Consider the following 23,666-nt stretch of genomic DNA (forward strand, 5'->3'; position numbering starts at 1 on the left):
GGCACGCTCCCTGCCCGCATCCTTCCTGTGTGAGCCTTGATGTCTTCTCCCTTGCCTGCTGAAACCACCCCGTTGCACGTGGACGCCGCCATCGTCGGGGCCGGGCCTGCAGGCTTGATGGCGGCCGAATCCCTGCTGCGCCATCGGCCTGGCACCCGCGTGGCGGTGTTCGACGCCATGCCGTCGGCGGGGCGCAAGTTCCTGCTCGCAGGCAAGGGCGGGCTCAACCTCACGCATTCCGAGCCACACGCCACGTTCGTGCAGCGCTACGGCACGCGCAGCGCGACTTTGCAGCCTTTGCTCGATGCATTCGGAAGCCAGGCCGTGCGCGACTGGGCGGCGCAGCGGGGTGTCGAGACGTTTGTAGGCACTTCGGGGCGAGTATTCCCGACCGACATGAAGGCCGCGCCGCTGCTGCGCGCATGGCTGCACGATCTGCGCGGCCAGGGTGTGCAGTTCTGCATGCGCCACCGCTGGCTGGGCGCGCTGGATCCGGCGCAGCTGGCGTTTGCCACACCGGCCGGCCAGCGGCAAGTGTGCGCCCGGGCGCTCGTGCTGGCCTTGGGCGGGGGCAGTTGGGCGCGCCTGGGCTCAGACGGTGCTTGGGTGGCGCCGCTGGCAGCGCGGGGCGTGCCCATCGCACCGCTGCGGCCAGCCAACTGCGGCTTCGATGTGCGCAGCCCGCGCGCAGCGCAAAGCGGCTGGTCGCCCCATTTTGCCGAGCGCTTTGCAGGCCAGCCCTTCAAGTCGGTGGCCATCCGCTTTGCGCCCGGGGGCGCGGCACCGTTTGCCCGGCGTGGAGAGTTCGTGGCCACGGCCACGGGGGTGGAGGGCAGCCTTGTGTACGCCATGTCCGACCGCCTGCGCGACACCATTGAACGCGAGGGGCGGGCCACATTCGAGCTTGATCTGCTGCCCGACTGGACGGCCGAGCGCGTCCGCGAAGCGGTGCAGCATCCGCGTGGTGCGCGCTCCTTGAGCAGCCACCTCAAGAGCCGGTTGGGCATCGACGGTATCAAGATGGCGCTGCTGCACGAACAATTGCCTGCAGAGGCGCTGAGCCGCCCCGAGGCGTTGTCGGCCGCTCTCAAATCGCTGCCGATCACCGTGGTAGCCCCGCGTCCACTCGACGAGGCCATCAGCACCGCAGGGGGCGTGCAGTGGGAGGCGCTGGACGAACGCTTGATGCTCACCAGCCATCCGGGCGCTTTTGTCGCCGGCGAGATGCTGGACTGGGAGGCGCCCACTGGCGGCTACCTGCTCACGGCCTGCCTGGCGACCGGCGCACAGGCAGGCGCTGGCGCGGCCCACCGGCTGGGTACCGCCGACGCGTCGTAGCCGACCCTGGCGCCGCAAGAAAAAAGCCGCAGGGCCCGAAGGCCTGCGGCTTTTGCGTATGGGGTTGACGAGCCTTACCCCCGGCACTGACTCCACAGTTAGGGCTGCTTGGTTCCCCACCTGACCCGGTTGGCCGCTTCACCATGCGAGGAGGCCCGTCAGCGCGCATTCTAACCTCCGAGGCGCCCGGCTTTTCCTCTTGCGTGCAAAGGCAGGGCCTTGCGCAGGGGGCGTGCGGTTGGCAAGCCGTTGCCGGCCCACCTCGGCTGGCCGATCGGGTTCGGGGTACGGACCGTGGGCCCTAGAATCCCCCTCCTATGTCCTACCTCGTGCTCGCCCGCAAATACCGCCCCCGGAACTTCACCGAAATGGTGGGGCAGGAGCATGTGGTGCAGGCCCTGGGCAACGCGCTGACGCAGCAGCGCCTGCACCATGCCTACCTGTTCACGGGCACGCGGGGCGTGGGCAAGACCACGGTGTCGCGCATTCTGGCCAAGTCGCTCAACTGCCAGGGGCCCGACGGCCAGGGCGGCATCACTGCCGAGCCCTGTGGCGTGTGCCAGGCCTGCCGCGACATCGACAGCGGCCGCTTTGTCGACTACACCGAGCTAGACGCCGCATCCAACCGCGGGGTGGACGAGGTGCAGGGCCTGCTGGAGCAGGCGGTGTACAAGCCGGTGCAAGGGCGCTTCAAGGTCTTCATGATCGACGAAGTGCACATGCTGACGAACACCGCGTTCAACGCGATGCTCAAGACGCTGGAAGAGCCGCCCGAGTACATCAAGTTCGTGCTGGCCACCACCGATCCGCAGAAGGTGCCTGTGACCGTGCTCAGCCGCTGCCTGCAGTTCAACCTGCGGCCCATGGCCCCGGCCACGGTGCTGGAGCATCTCACCCGCGTGCTGGCCGCCGAGCAGATCGAGGCCGAACCCTCGGCGCTGCGCTGGCTGTCGCGGGCCGCGCGGGGCTCGATGCGCGATGCGCTGTCCCTGACCGACCAGGCGATTGCCTTTGGGGGCGGCACGCTGCGCGAAGACGCCGTGCGCCAGATGCTGGGCGCGGTGGACCGCAGCTATGTGTTCCAGCTGATCGACGCCCTGGCCGCGGCCGATGGCCGCCGGGTGGTCGAGACCTGCGAGGCCCTGCGGGTGCATGGTCTGTCGGCTGCGTCCACGCTGGAGGACATGGCGGCTGTGTTGCAGCGCATGGCGGTACTGCAGGCGGTGCCGTCCATGGCCGCCGAGCCCGATGCGGCCGACGCTGAGGCGGCCGAGACCACGCGCCTGGCGGCTGCATTGCCGCCCGACGAAACCCAGTTGCTCTACAGCCTGTGCCTGCATGGCCGTACCGAGCTGGGCCTGGCCCCCGACGAGTACGCGGGGCTGACCATGGTCCTGCTGCGCCTGCTGGCCTTCAAGCCTGCTGCGGGCGCCGCAGAAAAAAAAACTCCAGCGCTGAGCGCTGAAGCGTCCCACCCGGCGCGATCGGCGGCCCCGGTGCAGGGCACCGCCGTGCAGGCCGCGCCGGCGCTGGCGGCATCTGCGCCAGGGGTTCCGCCGTCGCAGCCTGCTGCGGTACCGCCACCAGCGGCCGAACCAGCACCTCCACCGATGGCCGTCCCATCCCCGGCCGAGCCGTCTGCCCCGGGGCGTGCGCCAGCGGTCGCCACCGCCGAGCAGAACCCGCCGCAACGGCCAGACCGTTCATCTGCATCCACACCCGCGCTGGCAACGCCTGCTGTGCGGCCGCAGGCGGCGCCTGCTGCCATGCCCGAGCCGCCGCCCTGGGAGGACATTCCGGACAACGCTGTGGCAGCCGATGCGGGCCCGCAGGGCGGTGCCGAGGCGGCATGGTCCGCTGCGCCGGTGCAGCCCGTGGTCAGCCTGCCGGTGCGCGTGGCCTCCGAACCCAGCGCCCGCATGCAGCCGCGTCCGCATTCAACGCCTGCTTCTCCTGACGATCCGGTGCGCCTGGTGCCCACGGAAGAGGGTGATCACTGGCATTCGGTGGTTCAGCAACTGGTGGCAACTGAGGCGGTGACAGCGCTGGTGCGTGAGTTGGCGTTGCAATCGCAGTTGGTGGCGCGTGACGACGGGCACTGGCTGCTGCGCGTCGAGCGCGAATCGCTGAATCAGCCCACTGCGCGCGAGCGCCTGCGTGCGGCACTCGAAGCCGCGGGCCAGGCCCGCGAGCTGAGTGTGGAGATGGGCCCGGTGACCGACTGCCCAGCGCGGCGCAATGCGGCCGCGGCCCAGGCCCGCCAGAAGCGCGCGCAGGAGGTCGTCATGAACGACGCCTATGTCCAGACCCTGATGCGCGAGCACGGCGCGCGCATCGTTCCCGGCAGTATTCAACCGCTGTAGGCTTGCAGTTTTCACTCTCCGCCGCACCGCTGTGCGGCATCTCCCCAACCATCAAGGATTAGCCCATGTTCAACAAAGGACAGCTCGCCGGCCTCATGAAACAGGCACAGGCCATGCAAGACAACCTCAAGAAGGCCCAGGACGAGCTTGCGTTCATCGAAGTCGAGGCCGAGTCGGGTGCGGGCCTCGTCAAAGTGGTGATGACCTGCAAGCACGAAGTCAAGCGCGTGACCATCGACCCGAGCCTGCTGGCCGACGACAAGGACATGCTCGAAGACCTGGTGGCTGCGGCCTTCAACGCGGCTGTGCGCAAGGCCGAAGAGACGTCGGCCGAAAAGATGTCCAAGCTCACGGCTGGTATGCCGGGCCTTCCGCCTGGCATGAAGTTCCCGTTCTGAGCGGATCGAGCGTCATGCGGTTGGCGTGGGTCGCGTCGTGGGCCGGGGTGCTGGATACGCCGGCGCAAGGGGTTGCGGCATGAGCGCGCCGCGCTCGCTGGAGGCTCTCATCGACGCGCTGCGCAAGCTGCCCGGTGTGGGCACGCGTTCGGCCTCGCGCATGGCGATGCACCTGCTGCAGCATGATCGTTCGGGTGCGGAAGTCCTCGCGCGGGCCTTGCAGCAGGCGGCGGCGTCGGTGCGGCACTGCAGCCGCTGCTACACCTTCACCGAGCAAGAGGTGTGCGACACCTGTCTCGATACCACTCGGGACGCGACCCGGCTGTGCGTGGTCGAGACACCGGCCGACCAGTTGGCCATGGAGCGCACCGGTGCGTTCCAGGGCCTGTATTTCGTGCTCATGGGGCGGCTGAGCCCGCTCGACGGCATCGGCCCGCGCGAAATCGGGCTGCACAAGCTCATGGACCGCGCGTGCGACGGCATTGTCCAGGAAGTCATTCTGGCCACGAGCTTCACGGCCGAAGGGGAGGCCACAGCCCATGTGCTCAGTGAGGCGCTGAAGACCCGCGGCCTGCGCGTGACCCGGCTGGCGCGGGGTGTTCCCGTGGGCAGCGAAATCGAATACGTGGACCTGGGCACCATCGCCCATGCGCTGGCCGACCGGCGCTGAGTCTGCGGGCAAGGCAAACGGCGCTCAGCCGTCGCACGCGGCACACCCGCCCGCCTTCAAGGCCGCTTAAAATACTATCTTTTTCATAGCTGCTCGTGCTTGATTTCGCTGGGCTGAACAGCAGAAAGGCTTTCAATGAACTCCATGCACGTGGCACGCTTCACCGTGGCGTACTGGTGCGTGCTGATGGCGGTGCTGTTGCCCATCGGCTGCGCCTGGCTGGCCAAGAGCGGCAGTTTCGGCAAACCGCGTCGGGACGGCGGTTTTGACAACCACAACCCCCGGGAGTGGCTGGCCCGCCAGAGCGACTGGCGCGCACGGGCCAATGCGGCCCAGGCCAATAGCTTTGAAGCGCTGCCGTTCTTCATCGGCGCAGTGATCATTGCCCACAGCCTCGGGGCGGGGCAGACCCGGCTGGACCTTCTGGCGATGCTGTGGGTCTTTCTGCGGCTGTTCTACATCCTCATGTACGTGGGCGACATGCCCCGCGCCCGCAGCGCCGTCTGGTCCGCGGCCTTTCTCGTGAACATTGCGATCCTGCTGATCGGCTACCGCTGAATCGGTGGGAACCCGTTCCGCCTTGGAGCATCCAAAGCGGGGTGTCGCAAGAGCCGTTGTGCCTGTACTGCGATGCTGTTCGCGGTCGCTCTGCTGTTGACCGGCCTTTCTTACGTAGTCTTCCTCAGGGTTCGACCCTGATGCCGCCGCCTTCTGTGCGCGGCACGATTGTTGCGGTGCAGCATTGCGGGCACCATTTCCATGTCTTTTATGTTGTTCTCCCGTCGTCGCGTGCTGCTTAGCGGTCTGGTTGCGGGCGCTGCCGGCACGTGGCCTCGGGCGCGCGCGGTGGAGCCCGATGCAGGCTTGCCGGCGGTCCGGATTGCGGCTGGGGGTCTGGGCATGCTGCAGCATTTGCCGCTGGTGCTGGCAGATGCCTTGGGCTACTTCCGGGCCGAAGGGGTACAGGTCATGTTGCAGGAGCACGCGGCCGATACCGAAGCCCTTGCGGCGGTGTACCAGGGGCAAGCCGATCTGTGCAGCGCGCCGTTCGAGGCCCTTTTGCGCCAGCAGGCCCGTGGCCGCGCCCTGCGGGCGTTTGTGTTGCAGACTCGCTCGCCGCAGGTTGCGCTGGCTGTTGCGGTGCGACAGTTTCCGTCCTACCGCGATCTGGTTGATCTCAAGGGGCGGCGCATTGGTGTGCCAGCGCTCGATTCTGGTGCACAGTGGCTGGCAGCCATGCTGATCGCGCGCGTCGGGTTGGCCGAACGCGACGTGCAGTTCGTACCCGTGGGCAGCGGGGCCGACGCCTTGCAGGCCTTTCGTTCTGGCCGTGTGCACGCCCTGTGCCACGGTGAGCCCGTGATGTCCCAACTGGAGGCGCGCAACGATGCGCGGGTTGTGGCCGATCTGAGAGGCCTCAAGGCCATGGGCGATCTGCTGGGCAGCGCGCTGCCCGACGCCTGCCTGATGGCTCCGCCAGCCTTCCTGCAACGCCAGCCGGCGGTCGCGCAGTCGATCACGCACGCGATGGTGCACGCGCTAAAGTGGCTGCAGACAGCTGCACCGGCCGATCTGGTGCGGGTGCTACCTGCGGCCTATCTGCTGGGAGATCGCAGCAGCTATCTCGCTGCACTCGGACGCGTGCGTGACACCTTTTCGCCCAACGGCTTGCTGCCCGAAGACGGCCCACAGGCCGCCCTCAAGCTGCTGCAGCGTGTGCAGCCAGCCGCTTGGACCGACACCCGGGTGGATCTTTCGCGCACCTACACCAACGAGTGGGTGCGCAAGGCGCGCCAGAAGTTCAATGCCTGAGCGCCAGAGGGTGCTGGCGTAGAGCGCTGCAGGCCCGAAGTCGGCCGGGGGGGCGTGTGGCCCGCCGAACGGAATCAGACCTGCGGGCGCTCTCTTGGGGCGGCCGTGTCGAAAACCTGACCGTAGGTCTCAGCGCTTGGCTGTTTTGGATGGAGTCCCGCCGCGCTTTGACGGCGCTGGTGCCGCCTTGCGGTTGCTTGCGGCAGGGGCACTGGCGCGGGTGCTGCGCGCACGGCCCGCATTGGCATTGCGCACCGGCAGGTACACGGTCACCATCTGCCCGGGCTTGAAGCTTGCGCCGAGCTTCACGTCGTTCCAGTCGGCCAGTTGTGCGGCCGATACGCGCAGGCGCCGGGCCATGCTGGCCACAGTGTCGCCCTTGCCGGCGCGCACCTGCGTGCGGCGTGTCACGACCTCGGGGGTCAGCGCAATCTGCGCATGATCGGCCACATGCGAGGGCACATTGCCCTGCATCGAGTCGGAGCGCGGCACCATCAGCGCAGAGCCCGCCCGGATGAGCATGCGTGGCGGAATGTTGTTCGCGCTGCGCAGCTCGGCCTCGCTCATGCCGGTGCGCCGCGCGGCCTCGGCCACGCTCATGGTGCTGGGGGCGGTCCATACGGTCCAGCTGGCGAACTGGCCCTGCTTCTGCGCTTCCAGGTTGCGCTCGAACACCTTGGCGTTGTCCCAGGGCAGCAGGATCTGAGGGGTTCCTTCGGCCAGGATCACCGGGCGGTTGAACGACGGGTTGAGCGCCCGGAAATCGGCTTCGCGGATGCCCGCCAGTTGCGCCACCAGCGCCACGTCGATGTCGTGCGTGATGTCCACCGTCTGGAAGTAGGGGTGGTTCTCGATCAGCGGCAGCTCGGTGCGGAACGCCTCGGGGTTGGCCACGATGTTCTTCACTGCCTGCAGCTTGGGCACATACATGCGCGTTTCGGCGGGCATGGTCAGCTCGGTGTAGCTGGTGCCCAGGCCCGCACGCTGGTTGCGGGCAATGGCGCGGCCCACGCTGCCTTCGCCCCAGTTGTAGGCCGCGAGCGCCAGGTGCCAGTCGCCGAACATGCCGTAGAGCTTTTGCAGGTAGTCCAGCGCCGCGCGGGTCGAGGCCAGCACGTCCCGTCGGTCGTCACGAAATGCGTTTTGCTTCAGGTCGAAATACGTGCCCGTGGCAGGCATGAATTGCCACATGCCGGCGGCCTTGGCGCTCGACACCGCCTGTGGGTTGAACGAGCTTTCGATGTAGGGGAGCAGCGCCAGCTCGGTCGGCATGCCGCGGCGCTCCAATTCCTCGACGATGTGGAACAGGTACTTGCGCGAGCGCTCGCTCATGCGCTGCATGTATTCGGGGCGTGCGGCATACCACTGCTCGCGGTCGCGCACCAGATCATGCTCCAGATCGGGCATGGCGAAGCCACGGCGGATGCGCTCCCAGAGGTCTGCGGGGGGTGCCAGGGGCGCCACCTCAGGTGCAGCGACCTGCGCTGCCGTAATGGGCTGCAGCGGGCCTTTGGGAATGACGGGGATATGGGCCGCCGGGCGCGCGGGTGGGCTCTCGGCAGACGCCGGTGCCTGACCAGACGCCTCGTTGGGGCTCTGTGTGGTGGCGCAGCCCGTCAGCCACAAAGAGGCCGCGAGAAGAGCGCAGTGCAGCAGTTTCATCGAAATCCGTTCTTCCATTCGCGCAATGCGGCCAGCACGGCCACCGGGTCGTCAGGCGATGTGCCCGGTGCATGGCCGGCCGCAGCGGCGGCCACAGCCGGCACCTGCACGCGCAGAAAAGGGTTGATCAGGCGTTCCTGCCCGATGGTGGAGGGCAGGGTGGGGCGCGCTTGGGCCCGCAAGGCCGTGCACGCCTGGTGGTAGTCGATCAACGCCGTGTTGCCGGGTTCCACGGCCAGCGCAAAACGCAGGTTCGACAGGGTGTACTCGTGGGCACAGCACACGCGGGTATCGGCCGGCAGTGCGGCCAGCGCCTGCAGCGATGCCAGCATTTGTGCGGGCGTGCCTTCAAACAGCCGACCGCAGCCTCCCGAAAACAGGGTGTCGCCGCACAGCAGGATGCCGGGGCTGCCCAGCGGGCTCAGCCAGTAGGCAATGTGGCCCGCCGTGTGCCCGGGCACGTCGATCACCGTGCAGGGGGTGTCAAGCAGTGTCAGCCGGTCTCCGCCCTGGCAGCGCTGCCAGGGCTGCCCTGGCAGCTCGCGTGCCGGTGCGTACACCTGGGCGCCGGTGGCCGCCTGCAGCGCCCCTACGCCGCCCACGTGATCTCCGTGGTGGTGGGTGACTAGAATGGTCCGCAGCGTGAGGCGCAGGGCCTCAAGCGCCTGCAGGACCGGGGTGTCTTCCCCCGGGTCCACCACCACCGCCTCGCTGGCGTTGTGCAGCAACCAGATGTAGTTGTCCGACAGGGCAGGCAGCGGCAGCAAGTTCATGAGCAGCGAAATTATAGGTTTGGCCCAGTGGCTGGACTCCCCTCCGGGGCGTTACCTGCTGGGGTGGGAGCAAGCCTGCGTGGACGAGGCCGTGGCCGACCTGTTTGGCTACCACGCCCTGCAACTGGGGCTGCCGCAGCTGCAGGGGCTGCGAGCCAACCGCATGCCCCACCGCTGGCTGGCGCTGGGTGCCGACGAATCCGCGGACTGGACGGCTGGCCAGGCAGCCGAGGGTGCATTGGCCGCGGCCTGGATGCCCGCCCACCTGCTGGCCGAACCGGCAGCCCTGCCGTTTGCGCAAGGCAGCCTGGACCTGGTGGTGCTGCCCCACACGCTGGAATTGAGTCCCGATCCGCACACCACCCTGCGGGAGGTGGAGCGCGTGCTCGTACCCGAGGGGCGTCTGGTGATTGCCGGGCTGAACCCCGCCAGCCTTTGGGGCCTGCGCCAGCAACGCGCACGCCTGAGCCGGCGCTGGGGCGGCGGATCGCTGTTTCTGCCCGAAGGCGGCGATTTCATTGGCTACTGGCGGCTGCGCGACTGGCTGCGGCTGCTGAGCTTCGAGGTGGAGTCTGCGCAGTTCGGCTGCTATCGACCCGCCGTGCGCAGCCAGCGCTGGCTTGAACGCTTCGGCTTCATGGACAGCTGGGGCGAGCGCTGGTGGCCCATTCTGGGTGCGGCGTATTTCATCGTGGCGGTCAAGCGGGTGCCGGGCATGCGCCTGCTGGAGCCAGCCTGGCGCACCTCGCGCAAGACGGCCGCCACCTCGGTGCCGGTGGCCCGCCACGGTGCGCGGTCGCACGCCGGTCCTGATGCTGGCACCATACGCCCCTTTGCCAACGAACAGGATTGCGTTTGAACCAAATCGAGATGTACACCGACGGGGCCTGCAAGGGCAACCCGGGCCCTGGCGGATGGGGCGTGCTGCTGCGGGCCGGCACGCTGGAAAAGGAGTTGTGCGGCGGTGAACTGGGCACCACCAACAACCGCATGGAACTGCGCGCCGTGATTGAGGGCCTGTCGGCCCTCAAGCGCCCGTGTGCCGTGGCGCTGTACCTGGACAGCGAGTACGTGCGCAAAGGCATCACCGAATGGATCCACGGCTGGAAAGCCAAGGGCTGGGTCACCGCCTCGCGCCAGCCGGTCAAGAACGTGGAGCTTTGGCAACAGTTGGATGCGCTGGTGTCGCAAGGCGGACACCGCATCGAATGGCATTGGGTGCGCGGGCACTCGGGGCATCCGGGCAACGAGCGCGCCGATGCGCTGGCCAACCGTGGCGTGCAAATGGCACTGGGCAGGGCCTGAGGGCACTGGGGTGGGCCTGAGCCCGGCGGCCCACGCGCCAGCGGGTTTGTGTAAAGCGGCGGTAAAGCCCGGGTAAACCGCGCGTGAAACAGCAGGGCGCCGCAGGCGGGTTTTGCAGCCCCCGGGGTGTTGGCGCAAACAGGGCTGATACATTGCATCGGCTGGCCGCATCCCCGGCCAGTCTGTTTTTTGGCGACTGTTTTTTCCACGCTCCATGGCCACCCGCAAGACCACCCTCGCCATCGCCCTGTCCGGGCTCGCCGTTGCCGCCCTGCTGGGCTGGTGGTGGCAGCGCCCCAAGTCCAACCCCGCACCGGCCGATGCCGCTGCGGCTGCCACGGCGGCGCGGCCCGGGGCCAGCGTGCCGGGCGGCGCGGGTGGACGCCCGGGCGGCCCGGCAGGCAACCGGCCCGCATCGGTCGAAGTGGCGGCGGTGCGCACCATGGCGCTGCGCGACGAGGCCGAGGCCGTGGGCAGCCTGCGTTCGCGCCAGAGCGTGGTGGTGCGGCCCGAGGTCAGCGGCCGTGTCACGCAGCTCAACTTCCGCGATGGCGAGCGCGTGCGCAAGGGGCAGACGCTGCTGCAGCTGGACGACCAGTTGCCCCGTGCCCAGGTGCAGCAGGCGCAAGCCGAGCTGTCGATTGCCCAGGCCAACCACAAGCGCAACCAGGAACTGGTGGCTCAGGGCTTCATCAGCCAGCGCTCGGTCGATGAAAGCGCAGCCAACCTCGAAGTCGCCCAGGCCAAGCTGGCGCTTGCGCAGGCCACGGCCGCGCGGCTGCGCATCGTCGCGCCCTTCGATGGCGTGGCAGGCATTCGCAACATCAACGTGGGCGACTACCTCAAGGACGGCACCGACATCGTCAACATTGAGGACATCGAGGCCATGTACGTGGACTTTCGCCTGCCCGAGCGCCTCCAGACCCGGGTGGCGCGCGGGCAGACGGCGCGTGTGACTTTCGATGCCCTGCCTGGAGCCCGCTACGAGGCCACGGTGCTGGCCATCAACCCGCAGATCGACGCCGACGGCCGCTCGGTGGCGGTGCGCGCCTGCATCGACAACCGCCGGGCGGAACTGCGCCCGGGGATGTTTGCCCGTGTCACCGCGGTGTTTGGGGAGCGCAACAACGCCCTGGTGGTGCCTGAGGAAGCCGTGGTGCCCGATGCCAAACAGCCCTTTGTGTGGCGCGTGGTGGAAGGGAACGAGCCTGGCAGCCGTGTGGCCCGCAAGGTGCCCGTGGTGCTGGGCGCGCGCGTGCCGGGTTCGGTGGAGGTGTTGCAAGGCCTGGAAGCGGGCCAGCAGGTGGTCACCGCCGGGCAGCAGCGCCTGAGTCGCGACGGTGCGCCGGTGCGGGTGGTGGAACTGGGCCAGAGCCCGGGTGGGGCCGGCATGGAGGCCGCACCGGGCAAGCGCCTGGCAGGTCCGGCCGCTGCACCGGCAGCCCCAGCCCCTGCGGCCTCGGCCCCGCGCGCTGAAGCCGGCGGCACGCAGCCGCCTGCGCCCGCAGCCCAGGCGCCCGCGGCTCCGGCCCCCTTGCGGGTGGCCGACAGTGGCCGTGCAGTGGCCGCGCCGCTGGGGACACATCCGTGCCGCCTGCCGGTGTCGGCCGCGCGCAGCGCGCTCTGAACGGAGGTTTGCCATGCAACTGGCCGAAGTCTCCATCCGCCGCCCGGTGTTTGCCACCGTGCTCTCGCTGCTGGTGCTGCTCATCGGTGCGGTGAGCTTCACGCGCCTGACGGTGCGCGAATATCCCAAGATCGACGAGCCGGTGGTCACCGTGAGCGTACGTTACGCAGGTGCCTCGGCCGAGGTGATCGAATCGCAGGTCACCAAGCCGCTCGAAGACTCCATTGCCGGCATCGACGCGGTAGACGTGATCACCTCCATCAGCCGCGCAGAGCAGAGCCAGATCACGGTGCGATTCCGCCTCGAAAAAGACGCCGACAACGCCGCGGCCGAGGTGCGCGACCGCACGGCCCGGGTGCGCAACCGCCTGCCCGATGCGGTGGACGAGCCCGTGATCGCCAAGGTCGAGGCCGATGCGTCGCCCGTGCTGTGGCTCGCGTTCAGCAGTGAAACGCGCTCGCCGCTCGAGATCAACGAACTGCTCAACCGTGTGGTCAAACCGCGCCTGCAGACGGTGACCGGCGTGGCCGATGTGCCGATCTTCGGCGAGCGCAAGTACGCCATGCGCATCTGGCTCGACACCGAGCGCCTGGCCGCCTACCGGCTCACCACACAGGACGTGGAAGACGCGATCCGGCGCAACAACCTTGAACTGCCTGCGGGCCGCATCGAGTCGCAGCAGCGCGAATTCAGCGTGACCTCGCAGACCAGCCTGGCGTCGGCGGCGCAGTTTTCCGACATCGTGATCCGCACCGTCAACGGCTTTCCGGTCAAGCTGCGCGATGTGGCCCGCGTCGAAGAAGCCGCGGCCAGCGACCGCAGCCGCGTGCGGCTCAATGGCCGCGACGCGATCTCGATGGGCGTGATCCGCCAGGCCACGGCCAACCCGCTGGAGCTGTCGGCCGGGGTGCGCGCCGTGCTGCCCCAGCTGAGGGCCGACCTGCCGCCCGACGTGGCGGTGGACATTGCCAACGACAACTCGCTGTTCATCGACCGCTCGGTCAAGAGCGTGTACCAGACCATCCTGGAAGCCGTGGTGCTGGTGGCGTTGGTCATATTCGTGTTCCTGCGCACGCTGCGCGCGTCCATCATCCCCATCGTCACCATTCCGGTGAGCCTGATCGGCAGTTTTGCGCTGATGGCGTTGGCGGGTTTCTCCATCAACACGCTCACGCTGCTGGCGCTGGTGCTCGCGATTGGCCTGGTGGTGGACGACGCCATCGTGATGCTAGAGAACATCTACCGCCACATCGAGGAAGGGCTTGATCCGTTCTCGGCGGCCATCAAGGGTGCGCGCGAGATCGGCTTTGCCGTGGTGGCCATGACGCTCACGCTCGTGGCCGTGTATGCGCCGCTGGCCTTCACGCCGGGGCGCACGGGCCGGCTGTTCATGGAGTTTGCGCTGGCCCTGGCCGGTGCGGTGCTGGTTTCGGGCTTCGTGGCGCTCACGCTGTCGCCCATGATGTGTTCGCTGCTGCTCAAGCACAACCCCAAGCCCAACCGCTTTGACCGCACCATGGAGCGCTGGCTCACGGCGCTGTCCGACGGCTATGGCCGGCTGATCCGCTGGGTGATCACGGCGCGGGCGGGCACTGGCTGGGGCGGGGCGCTGCTGCAGGCGCGCTGGATCGTCGTCGGCGTGATGCTGGCCAGCGGCGCGGCGATTGCGCTGGTGTACCCGTCGATGCGGCAGGAGCTGTCGCCGCTGGAAGACCGCGGCACCATCATCACCAACATCACCGCGCCCGACGGTTCCACGCTCGACTACACCGACCGCTATGCCCAGGAGCTTGAGCGCATCGGCCGCGCCTTCCCCGAGTTCGACCGCGTCTTTGCCAACATCGGCAACCCCACGGTGGGGCAGGGCAGCGTGATCTACCGCACCGTGGACTGGGAACAGCGCGAGCGCACCACGCTCGACCTCGCGCGTGAACTGCAGCCGCGGCTGGCCGCGCTGCCGGGCGTGAATGCCTTCCCGATCACGCCACCCTCGCTGGGCCAGGGCTTTCGCTCGCGGCCGCTGACCTACGTGATCCAGACCTCGGACAGCTACGAGAACCTCAACACCGTGGTCAACCAGTTCCTGGCCGAAATGGCGCGCAACCCGGGCATCGTCGCGCCCGACGTGGACCTGCGCCTGAACAAGCCCGAGCTGCGCGTGGAGGTGAACCGCGCGCGTGCGGCCGATCTGGGCGTGAACGTGGACGTGGTGGCCCGCGCCATCGAAACCCTGCTGGGGGGCCGCACCGTGACGCGCTACAAGCGCGACGCCGAGCAGTACGACGTGATCGTGCAACTGCAGCCCAGTGGCCGCACCACCCCCGAGAACATCGACACCATCTACGTGCGCGGCCGGGGCGACGCGATGATCCCGTTGACCAGCCTGGTCACGGTGACCGAAAGCGTGAGCCCGCGCGAGCTGAACCACTTTGGCCAGCGCCGTTCGGCCACCATCACGGCCAACCTCACGCCCGAATACTCGCTGGGCGAGGCGCTGGCCTTCATGGACCAGACGGCCGCCAAGGTGCTCAAGCCGGGTTACACCACCGACCTCAACGGCATCTCGCGCGAGTTCAAGAGCTCGCAGGGCGCGTTGGGCGTGGTGTTCGTGCTGGCGCTGGTGTTCATCTTCCTGGTGCTGGCCGCACAGTTTGAAAGCTTCATCGACCCGCTGGTGATCATGCTGTCGGTGCCGCTGTCCATGATCGGTGCGCTGCTGGCGCTCAAGTGGAGCGGCGGCTCGCTCAACGTGTATTCGCAGATCGGGCTCATCACGCTGGTCGGCCTGATCACCAAGCACGGCATCCTGATCGTGGAGTTCACCAACCAGTTGCGCGAGCGCGGCATGTCCATGGTCGATGCGCTGGTGCAGGCATCGTCGCAGCGCTTGCGGCCGATTTTGATGACCACCGGCGCCATGGTGCTGGGGGCGGTGCCGCTGGCGCTGGCCACCGGGGCTGGGGCGGAAACCCGCAGCCAGATCGGCTGGGTGATTGTGGGTGGCATGTCGCTGGGCACGCTGCTCACCATCTTCGTGGTGCCGGTGATGTATTCGCTGTTTGCACGCACCAAGGTGCCGGGTGCCAACCATGCGGTGGCCAACGAGTCGCCGCTGGCGGGCGCAGCGGGCGGGCACGAGGTGGTGGCCAAGTAGGGCGTTGCGCGGCCCAGCCATCCCAAGGGGCCCGGGGGCCCCTTTTTTGTGGCGGCGGTCCCGCCGCGCGGGGCTCAGCCTGCTGCGGGCGCGCTGTCCAGCGCCTGCATGGCGGGCGCAAAAGCCGCGGCGTCGGCAGGCCGCACCAGGCGCGTCACCTCGCGGCCCTGGCGCAGAAACACCAGCGTGGGCCAGAGCTTCACGCCAAAGCTTCGGCCCAGGGGGCGGCCCGGGCCGTCTTCGACCTTGATGTGGGCCACGTCGCCGCGGGGCCCGAGCGCTTGCTCGATCAGCGGCTGCGCGCGCTGGCAGTGGCCGCACCAGCCGGTGCCGAACTCCAGCACGGCCAGGCCGTCCAGGGCGTCGATCTGTTCGCGCGTGGGCGCTTCGCTGCGGTGGGTGGCGGTGTAGGGCATGGGGCGATTGTGGCGCAGCTGCGTGGCGGGCGGCGTGCGCGGGCGTCAGATCACGCCGTCGAACATCATCACGTCCACCACGTCGCCCGGGGCCACGTTGCCTTGCGCGTGGTGCAGCACGATCAGCCCATTGGCCTGCACCATGGAGCTGAGCACGCCCGAGCCCTGGTTGCCCGTGGTGCAGACCTGCACCGTGCCGTCGGCCGCGGTGGTGACCAGGCCGCGCTGGTACTCGGTGCGGCCGGGTTTCTTGCGCAAGGCCTCGGTGCAGGTGGCGCGCAGCAGGGGCGGTGTGTTGGCGCTGGCGCCCATCATGCGCAGCAGCGCCGGGCGCACAAAGGCCAGAAAGGTCACCATCACCGCCACCGGGTTGCCCGGCAGGCCGAACAGCACCGCACCTCCGGGTTGCAAGGTGCTATTGATTTGATAGCTTGTCGTGCTTGACTTTGCTGGTTCAGAGGCCGATTGGGCTTGAAGCCCCGTTTGGGCCGCGGCGGCCATTGCAGACGCCGCGATGCGCCCCACGGCCATGGGACGGCCGGGCCGCATGGCAATGCGCCAGAACGCCACGTCGCCGAGCGCACGCATCATGGTGCGGGTGTGGTCGGCCTCGCCCACGCTCACACCGCCGCTGGTGATGATGGCGTCGGCCTGCGCCGCCGCTTGGCGGAACGCGGCTTCAAGTTGCGCGGGTTCGTCGCGCACCACGCCCAGGTCGATCACCTGCACGCCCAGGCGCGTGAGCAGGCCGAACACCGTGTAGCGGTTGCTGTCGTACACCGCGCCTTCGCGCGGCGGCTCGCCCAGGCTCAGGATTTCGTCGCCGGTCGAGAAGTAGGCCACCCGCAGCCGCCGCCACACGCGCACCTGCGCCAGCCCCAGGCTGGCCAGCAGGCCCAGCGCGGCCGGGCCCAGTAGCGTGCCGCGGGCCAGGGCCACACTGCCTTGCATCAGGTCTTCGCCGCACAGGCGGCGGTTGTCGCCTGCGCGCAGCACATCGGCCGGGATGTGCACCTGCGTGTGCCCGTCCACGGTGTCGGTACGCGTGAACTCCTGCGGCACCACGGTGTCGAGCCCCGCGGGCATGATCGCGCCCGTCATGATCTTCACGCAGTCGCCCGGGCCCACCGTGCCCTGCCAGGCGCGGCCCGCGTAGGCCGTGCCCACAAGGCGCAGCACGAGCGGCTGGCCGGGCTGCAGCGCTGCACCGTCGAACGCAAAGCCGTCCATGGCCGAGTTGTCGTGCGGCGGCACCGAGAGCGGCGAGACCACGTCTTCGGCCAGCACGCGGCCCAGCGCGTCGAAGATGCCCACCGTTTCGGATTCGGTCACGGGCTCGACCAGGTGATGCAGGAACTCGCCCACCTGCGCGGCGCTCAGGGCCTGCGGGTCGTAGCCCTGCAGGCGGGCGGCGATATCGGCAATGCTCAGGCTCATGCGCGCTGCTCCAGCGTCTGCAACTCGGCCAGGGTGTTGGCGTTGAAGAAGGCCTGCGGGTCGTCGCCCGGACGGTCAAAGGCTTCGAGGGCGCAGCGGTGCTGGGCCGTCCAGGTGTCGATCTTGCGGCCGCCGCCTTGTGTGAAGCGGACCAGGCTTTCCATCAGTTCCACCCGCAGCAGGCAGAACACCGGCTGCGGGCGCACCTGCACGCGGCCCTCGGCGTCGGCCTCGGGCGCGGCGGCCATGGCCATGTCGGCGTTCTCGCGCACGGCCGCCTGCACCAGCCGTGCGGCCAGATCGTCCGGAAAGCGCGGCGTGTCGCAGGGCACCGTCAGCAGCCAGGGCGTTTCGCAGTGCTCCAGCCCTGTGAGAAATCCCGCGAGCGGCCCGGCGTAGTCGGGCAGGCTGTCGGGCCACACGGGCACGCCGAACGACTCATACGCCGCGAGGTTGCGGTTGGCGTTGATCATGGTGTGGCCCACCTGCCACTGCAGGCGCAGCAGCGTGTGCAGCGCCAGCGGCGAGCCGCGGTAGTTCTGCAGGCCCTTGTCGGCCCCGCCCATGCGGGAGCCGCGGCCGCCGGCCAGTACGAGGCCGGTGATGTCTTGGGTATCGATCATGGCAATGTAAGGGGTGTACGCAGCCCGGTGCGCAAGGCAGCGGGCGTGGCATGGAGGGCGACGGGGCCGCGCACAGCGTGGGCAGGCGGGCTCATCCGCCGATGTAGCTCATCTCCACGCGGCGCGCGCCCATGCCCGAGGTGTCGGCGGGCAGCGCGCTGCGCAGTTCGGAATAGCGGTCGCTGCGCCCCTGCCAGATGCTGGCGATGGACGCGGCGATCTGGGTGTCGTCGGCACCGCCGCGCAGCAGGTGGCGCAGGTCCCAGCCCTGGTGGGCAAACAGGCACAAAAACACCTGGCCTTCGGTCGACAGGCGTGCGCGGTTGCAGTCGCGGCAAAAGGCCTGCGTCACGCTGCTGATCACGCCGACTTCGCCCAGCGCCGGGTTGTGGCGGCCGCTGGCATCGGCATAGCCCCAGCGCTCGGCGGTCTCGCCCGGGGCGCTGGCGGCCAGCGGCACCAGGGGCAGCTCGGCCTGCAGGCGCGCGATCAGCTCAGCCGAGGGCAGCACCTCGTCCATGCGCCAGCCGTTGGTGGCACCCACGTCCATGTATTCAATGAAACGCAGCGTCACGCCCGTGCCGCGAAAGTGCCGCGCCATGGGCAGGATCTCGTGGTCGTTGGTGCCGCGCTTGACCACCATGTTGACCTTGAGGTTCTCAAAGCCGGCTTGCTGCGCTGCTGCGATGCCCTCCAGCACGTCGGCCACCGGAAAGTCCACGTCGTTCATGCGGCGAAAGATCGTGTCGTCCAGCGCATCCAGGCTCACCGTCACGCGCTGCAGCCCGGCGTCGCGCAGCGCACGGGCCTTGCGCGCAAGCAGCGAGCCGTTGGTGGTGAGCGTGAGGTCGGGCGGCGTGCCGTCCACGGTGCGCAGCGCGGCGAGTTGCGCCACCAGCAATTCGAGGTTCTTGCGCAGCAGCGGTTCGCCGCCGGTCAGGCGGATCTTGCGCACGCCGTGCGCCAGAAACAGCCGCGCCAGGCGCGTGATTTCTTCAAAGGTGAGCAGCGACTGCTGCGGCAGGTAGGCGTAGTCCTTGTCGAAGACTTCCTTGGGCATGCAGTACGCGCAGCGGAAGTTGCAGCGGTCCGTCACGCTGATGCGCAGATCGCGCAGCGGGCGCTGCAGCCGGTCGGTCAGCAGGCCGCTCGGGGCGGGGGTGTCGGCCGCGGGCTGCGCGCGCAGCGCACCCACGCGCTGGTCGACAAGGGGAATCACGCGTTCAGCCATGTGCGGATTGTGCCGCAAGGGGCTGCAGCGCGCGGGGCCGAACCCCTGAGGCCGTGCGGGGTGCGCGGGACTGGCCGGAGGCCGGTGTCAGACGCAGCGCGCGCCGTCCACTTCGATGCACACGCCGCTGATGAACGCGGCCTCGTCGCTGGCCAGGTAGAGCGCTGCGTTGGCCACGTCGAGCGCGGTGGAAAAGCGCCCGAGCGGAATGGTGGCCAGGAACTTCGCGCGCCGCGCGTCGTCGATGGGCCCGCCCGCAAACTCGGCCGCCAGCCCGGTGTCGGGGTTGAACACCGGGTTGATGCAGTTCACGCGGATGTTGTCCGGGCCCAGCTCGGCCGCCATCGACTTGCTGGTGGTAATGACCGCGCCCTTGGAGCCGTTGTACCAAGTGAGGCCCGGGCGGGGCCGCACCCCGGCCGTGGAGGCGATGTTGATGAAGCTGCCACCCCCGCCCGCGCGCATGGCGGGTACGCCGTGGATGGCCGTGAGGTAGATGCTCTTGACGTTGATCGCGTACACGCGGTCGAACTCTTCTTCGCTCACTTCGAGCATGGGGCGGTTGCGGTGTGTCCAGCCCGCGTTGTTCACGACCACGTCGAGCCGTCCATGGCGATCAAGTGCCGCCTGCACCAGCGCCTGCACCTGGTCGGAGCGCGTCACGTCGGCCTGAAAGAAGGTCGCCTGACCGCCCGCAGCCGTGATCTCGGCCACCACGCGTTCGCCCGCGCTGGCCTGGATGTCGTTGACGATGACGCGCGCGCCCTCGGCCGCAAGGCGCTTGGCAATGCCTTCGCCGATGCCGCCGCCGGCGCCGGTCACGATGATGGATTTGTGCTGGACTCGCATGGGTTTCCTTGAATGTGCAGGCCGCACGGGCATCCAGCGCCCTGCGGCATCGGAACGGGCTCAGCCGTGGCGCACGGCCACGGTCTTGAGGGTGGTGAAGCCGTAGAGCGCTTCCATGCCCTTTTCACGGCCATAGCCGGACGATTTCACGCCGCCAAAGGGCAGCTCCACGCCGCCGGCCGCGCCGTAGTTGTTGATGAACACCTGGCCGCACTGCAGGCGGCGGGCCATGCGGAACTGGCGCGCGCCGTCGCGCGTCCAGACGCCGGCCACCAAGCCGAACTGCGTGGCGTTGGCCAGTTCGATGGCGTGGTCTTCGTCGTCGAACGACATGGCAGCGAGCACCGGGCCGAAGACTTCTTCCTGCGCCAGCCGGTGCTGTACGGGCACGTCGCGCAGCAGGGTGGGGGCCTGGTAGTAACCGGTGTCGGGGGCTTCGTCCACCACGCTGCCCTGGGCCACCAGCGGGATGCCCGCCACCTGCGCGTCGGACAAAAAGTCCCACACGCGCTGCTGCTGGGTCTGGCGGATCAGCGGGCCCAGGTCCAGGTCCATCGCCGCCGGGCCCACGCGCAGGGCGCTGAAGGCCTGGCCGAGGCGTTCGAGCAGGGGTTCGTAGATCAGCGAATCGATGAGCACACGCGAGCCGGCCGAGCAGGTCTGGCCAGCGTTTTGCACGATGGCGTTGATCAGCACCGGCACGGCCGCGTCCAGGTCGGCGTCGGCAAACACGATCTGCGGGCTTTTGCCCCCCAGCTCCAGCGTCACGGGGCAGTGCCGCTCGGCCGCGGCCTGCTGAATGAGCGTGCCCACGCGCGGGCTGCCGGTGAAGCTGATGTGGTCGATGCCCGGGTGGCGCGCAAGCGCGTCGCCCACTTCGTGGCCATAGCCGGTGACGATATTGAGCGCACCGGCCGGAAAGCCGACCTCGGCCGCAAGCTGGGCCACGCGGATCAGGCTCAGGCAGGCGTCTTCGGCCGGCTTGACGACGCACACGTTGCCCGCCGCCAGCGCCCCGCCCACGCTGCGGCCAAAAATCTGCATGGGGTAGTTCCAGGGGATCACATGGCCCGTGACGCCATGCGGTTCGCGCCAGGTGAAGACGCTGTAGCCGTCGAGGTACGGAATGGTCTCGCCGTGCAGCTTGTCGCAGGCCCCGGCGTAGAACTCGAAGTAGCGCGCCAGCGCCAGCGCGTCGGCCCGGGCCTGTTTGGTGGGCTTGCCGCAGTCGCGCTGCTCCAGCGCAGTGAGTTCGTCGGCGTGCTCCAGCACCTTGTGCGACAGGCGCATGAGCAGGCGGCCACGGTCGGCCGCGCTGGTCTTGTGCCACACCGCCCGCCAGCATTGGCGGGCCGCATGCACCGCGGCGTCGATGTCTTCGGCGGTGCCGCGCGGGATCTCGTCGAAGGGCTGGCCGTCCGACGGATCGATCACCGCAATCGTGCGGCCGGAGGTGGACGGAACCGAGGCGTTGGCGATGAAGTGGTGTTGCATGGCCCCATTGTGCTCCAAAAGCAACGTGTTCTTACTATTTGCTGAAATATGCTGCTCGTGCTTGTTTAACAAGCACGAGCAGCTATCAAAACAATAGCGTTACCCAGCGCTGCAGGCGCGCAGGCCCGGCAGGTCGAGGATTTCGATCACGCCGCGCTGCACGCGCAGCAGGCCGCGCGCTTCCAGGTCTTTGAGGATCTGGTTCGTGGTCTGGCGCGAAATGGCCAGCATCAGCGCCAGTTGCTCCTGCGACAGCGAGAGTTGCCGCCGCGAGAGCCCGGCGTCGTTCCATTGGCCGTAGCCCTCGGCCATCCACACCAGGCGGCGGGCCAGGCGCTGCGGGGCGGGCAGCAGGGCGAGTTCTTCCATGGCCACAAAGGCGGTGCGCAGCTTGTCGGTGAGCAGCAGCGCCAGCGCATGCCAGTGCTCGGGGTGTGCGGCCAGCCAGTCGCGCAGGCGGTCTTGCGGCACGTGCAGCAGCGTGGTGGGCTCATCGGCGTGGGCGTCGTGCGTGCGGGCTGCGTGGTCGAACACGGCAATTTCGCCAAACCAGCTCGGCGGCTCCAGCCGGATCAGCAGCGACGAGCGCGCCTGCTCGGCCGTGCCGCCCGTGCCCGAGATGCGCACGCCGCCGCGCAGCACCGCGTACAGGCCGCAAGGCGCATCGCCCCGCAGAAACAGCACCTCGCCCGCGGCCAGCGTGCGCACGCGCGCCATGCCCATCAGCGCCTGCGCCAGCGCATCGGGCAGGCCAGCAAACCAGCGCCCGGTGCGCAGCAGGGCCAGGGTGGAGGGGAGGGTGTCGTCAGAAAGCATGCGGTGCAAGCGTAACGGCCCGCGCTGGCTGAGGTGCGCGTGTGCGGGGCTGCGGTCTCAGGGCTTCTACCAAGGTGCCGGGTCTGTGTCGTGCAGCCGACAGACCCGCAAGCGGTGTGGGCACGAGCATCCATGCTCAAGACAACACCGCCCCGGAGACATCGATGAAAACCCTGATCGACCACCTCTCGCAGTACGCCGACTACCACCGCGATCCGCGCAACATCCTCACGCATTTCTTCGGGGTGCCCATGATCATGTTGGCCGTGGTCGTGCTGCTGTCGCGTCCGGGGTTTGACATAGGCGGTCTGCTGGTCAGCCCTGCGCTGGCGGGGGCGCTGGCGGCCTGTGTGTTCTATGCACGGCTCGATGCGCGCTATGGCCTCACCATGGCGCTGTTGCTGGCCGCTATGCTGGCAGGCGGCCAGTGGCTGGCCGCACAGGGCACGGCGCTGTGGCTGGGCGCTGGCGTGGGCCTGTTCGTGGTGGGCTGGGTGATTCAGTTCGTCGGCCACCACTACGAGGGCCGTAAGCCCGCGTTTGTGGACGACCTGGTGGGCCTGATCGTGGGGCCGCTGTTCGTGGTGGCCGAATGGGGCTTTGCGCTGGGCCTGCGCAAAGAGGTGCAGGCTGCCATTGAGCAGCGCAGCGGCCCGGTGCGCCTGCGCACGGAACGCGCCACCGCCTGATCCTGCCGCTGCCAGACGGCGTGCGCCGCTCTGGCGCCATCCCCGGGCCCCTCGGGCCGGGCGACTCTTCACCTGCCTTTTGTTCCACCCGCGCCGTACAGCGCGGCCGTCAGGCCGCGTGTCCATCCCATGAGCTTTGCTTCTTTGCTGCCCACCCTGCTGTTCATCGCACTCGGCCTGGTCATGTTCGGCCTGGGCCTTTCGCTGACGGTGGCCGACTTCACACGTCTGCTGCGCCACCCGCGTGCCGTGGTGCTGGCGCTGGTGTTGCAGGTGGGGGTGCTTCCGGCGGCCTGCTACGCCCTCATCGTGCTGCTGGGGGTGGCGCCGCTGTATGCGGTGGGCCTGATGCTGCTGGCGGCCTCCCCCGGAGGCGTGTCGGCCAATCTGTTCAGCCACCTGTTCGGGGGCAACGTGGCCATGAACATTTCGCTCACGGCGATCAACACGGTGCTGTCCATTGTGTCGCTGCCGCTCATCACCAACTGGGCCATCCGCACCTTTGCCGACACCGGGCAGGTGGTCCCGCTGCAGTTTGGCAAGGTGGTCGAGGTGATCGCCATCGTGCTGGTGCCGGTGGTGCTGGGGATGGCCGTGCACCGGCGCTGGCCCGGCTTCAGCGCGCGCACAGAGCGCCCCATGAAAGCCTTCAGCGCCCTGGTGCTGGCGGCGTTTGCGCTGATCGCCATCGTCAAGGAGTGGTCGGCGCTGGTGGAGTCGTTCGGCGGCATTGGCCCGGCGGTGCTGCTCTTCAACGCCCTGAGCCTGGGGGCTGGCTATTACCTGTCACGGGCCGCAGGGCTCGACACGTCGATGGCCACGGCCATCAGCTTCGAGATCGGCATCCACAACTCCACGCTGGCGATCTTCATTGCGCTGTCCGTGCTTGAGAACTTCCAGCTTGCGCTGCCTGCAGCCATCTACTCGGTGAGCATGTACCTCATGGCGACGCTGTTTGGCTGGCTGGTGCTTCGGTGGCCTGCGGCAAGGGCAGCAGCCCGGGGTTGAC

The 23,666-nt window shown here is 68.7% G+C and carries 21 protein-coding genes and 1 other RNA gene; 12 read left to right on the forward strand and 10 right to left on the reverse strand.

What is annotated here, in order from left to right:
- Positions 1 to 39 precede the first annotated feature (39 nt).
- A complete protein-coding gene (locus tag ABD866_RS04195; RefSeq protein WP_345061450.1) occupies positions 40 to 1,338 on the forward strand; it encodes a TIGR03862 family flavoprotein in 1,299 nt (432 codons plus the stop codon).
- A 63-nt stretch (positions 1,339 to 1,401) separates the two neighbouring features.
- On the opposite strand, the gene ffs is transcribed toward ABD866_RS04195, so the two are convergent.
- Positions 1,402 to 1,498, reverse strand: an RNA gene (gene ffs / locus ABD866_RS04200) — signal recognition particle sRNA small type.
- A gap of 157 nt (positions 1,499 to 1,655) precedes the next feature.
- On the opposite strand from ffs, the gene dnaX reads away from it, so the two are divergent.
- The 5 genes from dnaX to ABD866_RS04225 all read left to right on the forward strand — a co-directional run bounded on the left by dnaX (position 1,656) and on the right by ABD866_RS04225 (position 6,581).
- Positions 1,656 to 3,701: a DNA polymerase III subunit gamma/tau gene (gene dnaX / locus ABD866_RS04205; RefSeq protein ID WP_345061452.1), complete on the forward strand. Its 2,046-nt coding sequence runs from the start codon at positions 1,656 to 1,658 to the stop codon at positions 3,699 to 3,701.
- A gap of 65 nt (positions 3,702 to 3,766) precedes the next feature.
- Positions 3,767 to 4,099, forward strand: coding sequence for a YbaB/EbfC family nucleoid-associated protein (locus ABD866_RS04210; protein WP_345061454.1), 333 nt, complete (start codon positions 3,767 to 3,769; stop codon positions 4,097 to 4,099).
- Positions 4,100 to 4,178: 79 nt separating this feature from the next.
- Positions 4,179 to 4,769 (forward strand): recombination mediator RecR, encoded by a 591-nt coding sequence (gene recR / locus ABD866_RS04215; RefSeq protein ID WP_345061456.1) that lies wholly within the window; start codon positions 4,179 to 4,181, stop codon positions 4,767 to 4,769.
- A gap of 135 nt (positions 4,770 to 4,904) precedes the next feature.
- Positions 4,905 to 5,327, forward strand: coding sequence for an MAPEG family protein (locus ABD866_RS04220; RefSeq protein ID WP_345061458.1), 423 nt, complete (start codon positions 4,905 to 4,907; stop codon positions 5,325 to 5,327).
- A gap of 342 nt (positions 5,328 to 5,669) precedes the next feature.
- Positions 5,670 to 6,581 (forward strand): ABC transporter substrate-binding protein, encoded by a 912-nt coding sequence (locus ABD866_RS04225; protein ID WP_345061460.1) that lies wholly within the window; start codon positions 5,670 to 5,672, stop codon positions 6,579 to 6,581.
- A 129-nt stretch (positions 6,582 to 6,710) separates the two neighbouring features.
- Here the strand turns inward: ABD866_RS04225 and ABD866_RS04230 are convergent, their stop codons facing one another.
- Together ABD866_RS04230 and gloB are read right to left on the reverse strand one after the other, a co-directional pair.
- On the reverse strand, positions 6,711 to 8,243 hold the full coding sequence (locus tag ABD866_RS04230) for a transglycosylase SLT domain-containing protein (protein ID WP_345061462.1): 1,533 nt from the start codon (positions 8,241 to 8,243) through the stop codon (positions 6,711 to 6,713).
- Positions 8,240 to 9,016 carry a hydroxyacylglutathione hydrolase gene (gene gloB, locus ABD866_RS04235; RefSeq protein WP_345061464.1) on the reverse strand — a complete coding sequence of 259 codons (777 nt, stop codon included), beginning with the start codon at positions 9,014 to 9,016 and terminating at the stop codon, positions 8,240 to 8,242. Before gloB ends, ABD866_RS04230 begins: the two co-directional genes overlap by 4 nt.
- On the opposite strand from gloB, the gene ABD866_RS04240 reads away from it, so the two are divergent.
- The 4 genes from ABD866_RS04240 (at position 9,015) to ABD866_RS04255 (ending at position 15,102) form a co-directional block, all read left to right on the forward strand.
- A complete protein-coding gene (locus ABD866_RS04240) occupies positions 9,015 to 9,875 on the forward strand; it encodes a class I SAM-dependent methyltransferase (protein WP_345061466.1) in 861 nt (286 codons plus the stop codon). The two genes, gloB and ABD866_RS04240, sit on opposite strands and share 2 nt — an antisense overlap.
- Positions 9,872 to 10,321, forward strand: a complete 450-nt coding sequence (rnhA, locus tag ABD866_RS04245; protein WP_345061468.1) for a ribonuclease HI — start codon at positions 9,872 to 9,874, stop codon at positions 10,319 to 10,321. The genes ABD866_RS04240 and rnhA overlap by 4 nt, the downstream gene beginning before the upstream one ends.
- Positions 10,322 to 10,535: 214 nt before the next feature.
- On the forward strand, positions 10,536 to 11,948 hold the full coding sequence (locus ABD866_RS04250; RefSeq protein WP_345061470.1) for an efflux RND transporter periplasmic adaptor subunit: 1,413 nt from the start codon (positions 10,536 to 10,538) through the stop codon (positions 11,946 to 11,948).
- Positions 11,949 to 11,961: 13 nt separating this feature from the next.
- A complete protein-coding gene (locus ABD866_RS04255; protein ID WP_345061472.1) occupies positions 11,962 to 15,102 on the forward strand; it encodes an efflux RND transporter permease subunit in 3,141 nt (1,046 codons plus the stop codon).
- Between the two features lie 74 nt (positions 15,103 to 15,176).
- Here ABD866_RS04255 and ABD866_RS04260 read toward each other — a convergent pair whose 3' ends face one another.
- The 7 genes from ABD866_RS04260 to ABD866_RS04290 all read right to left on the reverse strand — a co-directional run bounded on the left by ABD866_RS04260 (position 15,177) and on the right by ABD866_RS04290 (position 21,968).
- Complete coding sequence (locus ABD866_RS04260; RefSeq protein ID WP_345061474.1) at positions 15,177 to 15,518, reverse strand: thioredoxin family protein; 342 nt, start codon at positions 15,516 to 15,518, stop codon at positions 15,177 to 15,179.
- A gap of 45 nt (positions 15,519 to 15,563) precedes the next feature.
- Complete coding sequence (moeA, locus tag ABD866_RS04265; protein ID WP_345061476.1) at positions 15,564 to 16,955, reverse strand: molybdopterin molybdotransferase MoeA; 1,392 nt, start codon at positions 16,953 to 16,955, stop codon at positions 15,564 to 15,566.
- Positions 16,952 to 17,578 (reverse strand): molybdenum cofactor guanylyltransferase MobA, encoded by a 627-nt coding sequence (mobA, locus tag ABD866_RS04270; RefSeq protein WP_345061478.1) that lies wholly within the window; start codon positions 17,576 to 17,578, stop codon positions 16,952 to 16,954. Before mobA ends, moeA begins: the two co-directional genes overlap by 4 nt.
- Before the next feature lie 91 nt (positions 17,579 to 17,669).
- Entirely contained in the window at positions 17,670 to 18,809 is a 1,140-nt protein-coding gene (gene moaA, locus ABD866_RS04275; RefSeq protein ID WP_345061480.1) for a GTP 3',8-cyclase MoaA, read from the reverse strand.
- 87 nt (positions 18,810 to 18,896) lie between these two features.
- Positions 18,897 to 19,658, reverse strand: a complete 762-nt coding sequence (locus ABD866_RS04280; RefSeq protein WP_345061482.1) for an SDR family oxidoreductase — start codon at positions 19,656 to 19,658, stop codon at positions 18,897 to 18,899.
- Between the two features lie 60 nt (positions 19,659 to 19,718).
- Positions 19,719 to 21,152: an aldehyde dehydrogenase family protein gene (locus ABD866_RS04285; protein ID WP_345061484.1), complete on the reverse strand. Its 1,434-nt coding sequence runs from the start codon at positions 21,150 to 21,152 to the stop codon at positions 19,719 to 19,721.
- Between the two features lie 99 nt (positions 21,153 to 21,251).
- Positions 21,252 to 21,968 (reverse strand): Crp/Fnr family transcriptional regulator, encoded by a 717-nt coding sequence (locus tag ABD866_RS04290; RefSeq protein WP_345061486.1) that lies wholly within the window; start codon positions 21,966 to 21,968, stop codon positions 21,252 to 21,254.
- 164 nt (positions 21,969 to 22,132) lie between these two features.
- On the opposite strand from ABD866_RS04290, the gene ABD866_RS04295 reads away from it, so the two are divergent.
- Both ABD866_RS04295 and ABD866_RS04300 read left to right on the forward strand, forming a co-directional pair.
- On the forward strand, positions 22,133 to 22,657 hold the full coding sequence (locus tag ABD866_RS04295) for an Mpo1 family 2-hydroxy fatty acid dioxygenase (protein ID WP_345061488.1): 525 nt from the start codon (positions 22,133 to 22,135) through the stop codon (positions 22,655 to 22,657).
- Positions 22,658 to 22,786: 129 nt separating this feature from the next.
- On the forward strand, positions 22,787 to 23,665 hold the full coding sequence (locus ABD866_RS04300; protein WP_345061490.1) for a bile acid:sodium symporter family protein: 879 nt from the start codon (positions 22,787 to 22,789) through the stop codon (positions 23,663 to 23,665).
- Position 23,666: the final 1 nt, after the last annotated feature.

The organism is Acidovorax lacteus (genome assembly GCF_039540375.1).
In the GTDB taxonomy this organism is placed as follows: domain Bacteria; phylum Pseudomonadota; class Gammaproteobacteria; order Burkholderiales; family Burkholderiaceae_C; genus Acidovorax_G; species Acidovorax_G lacteus.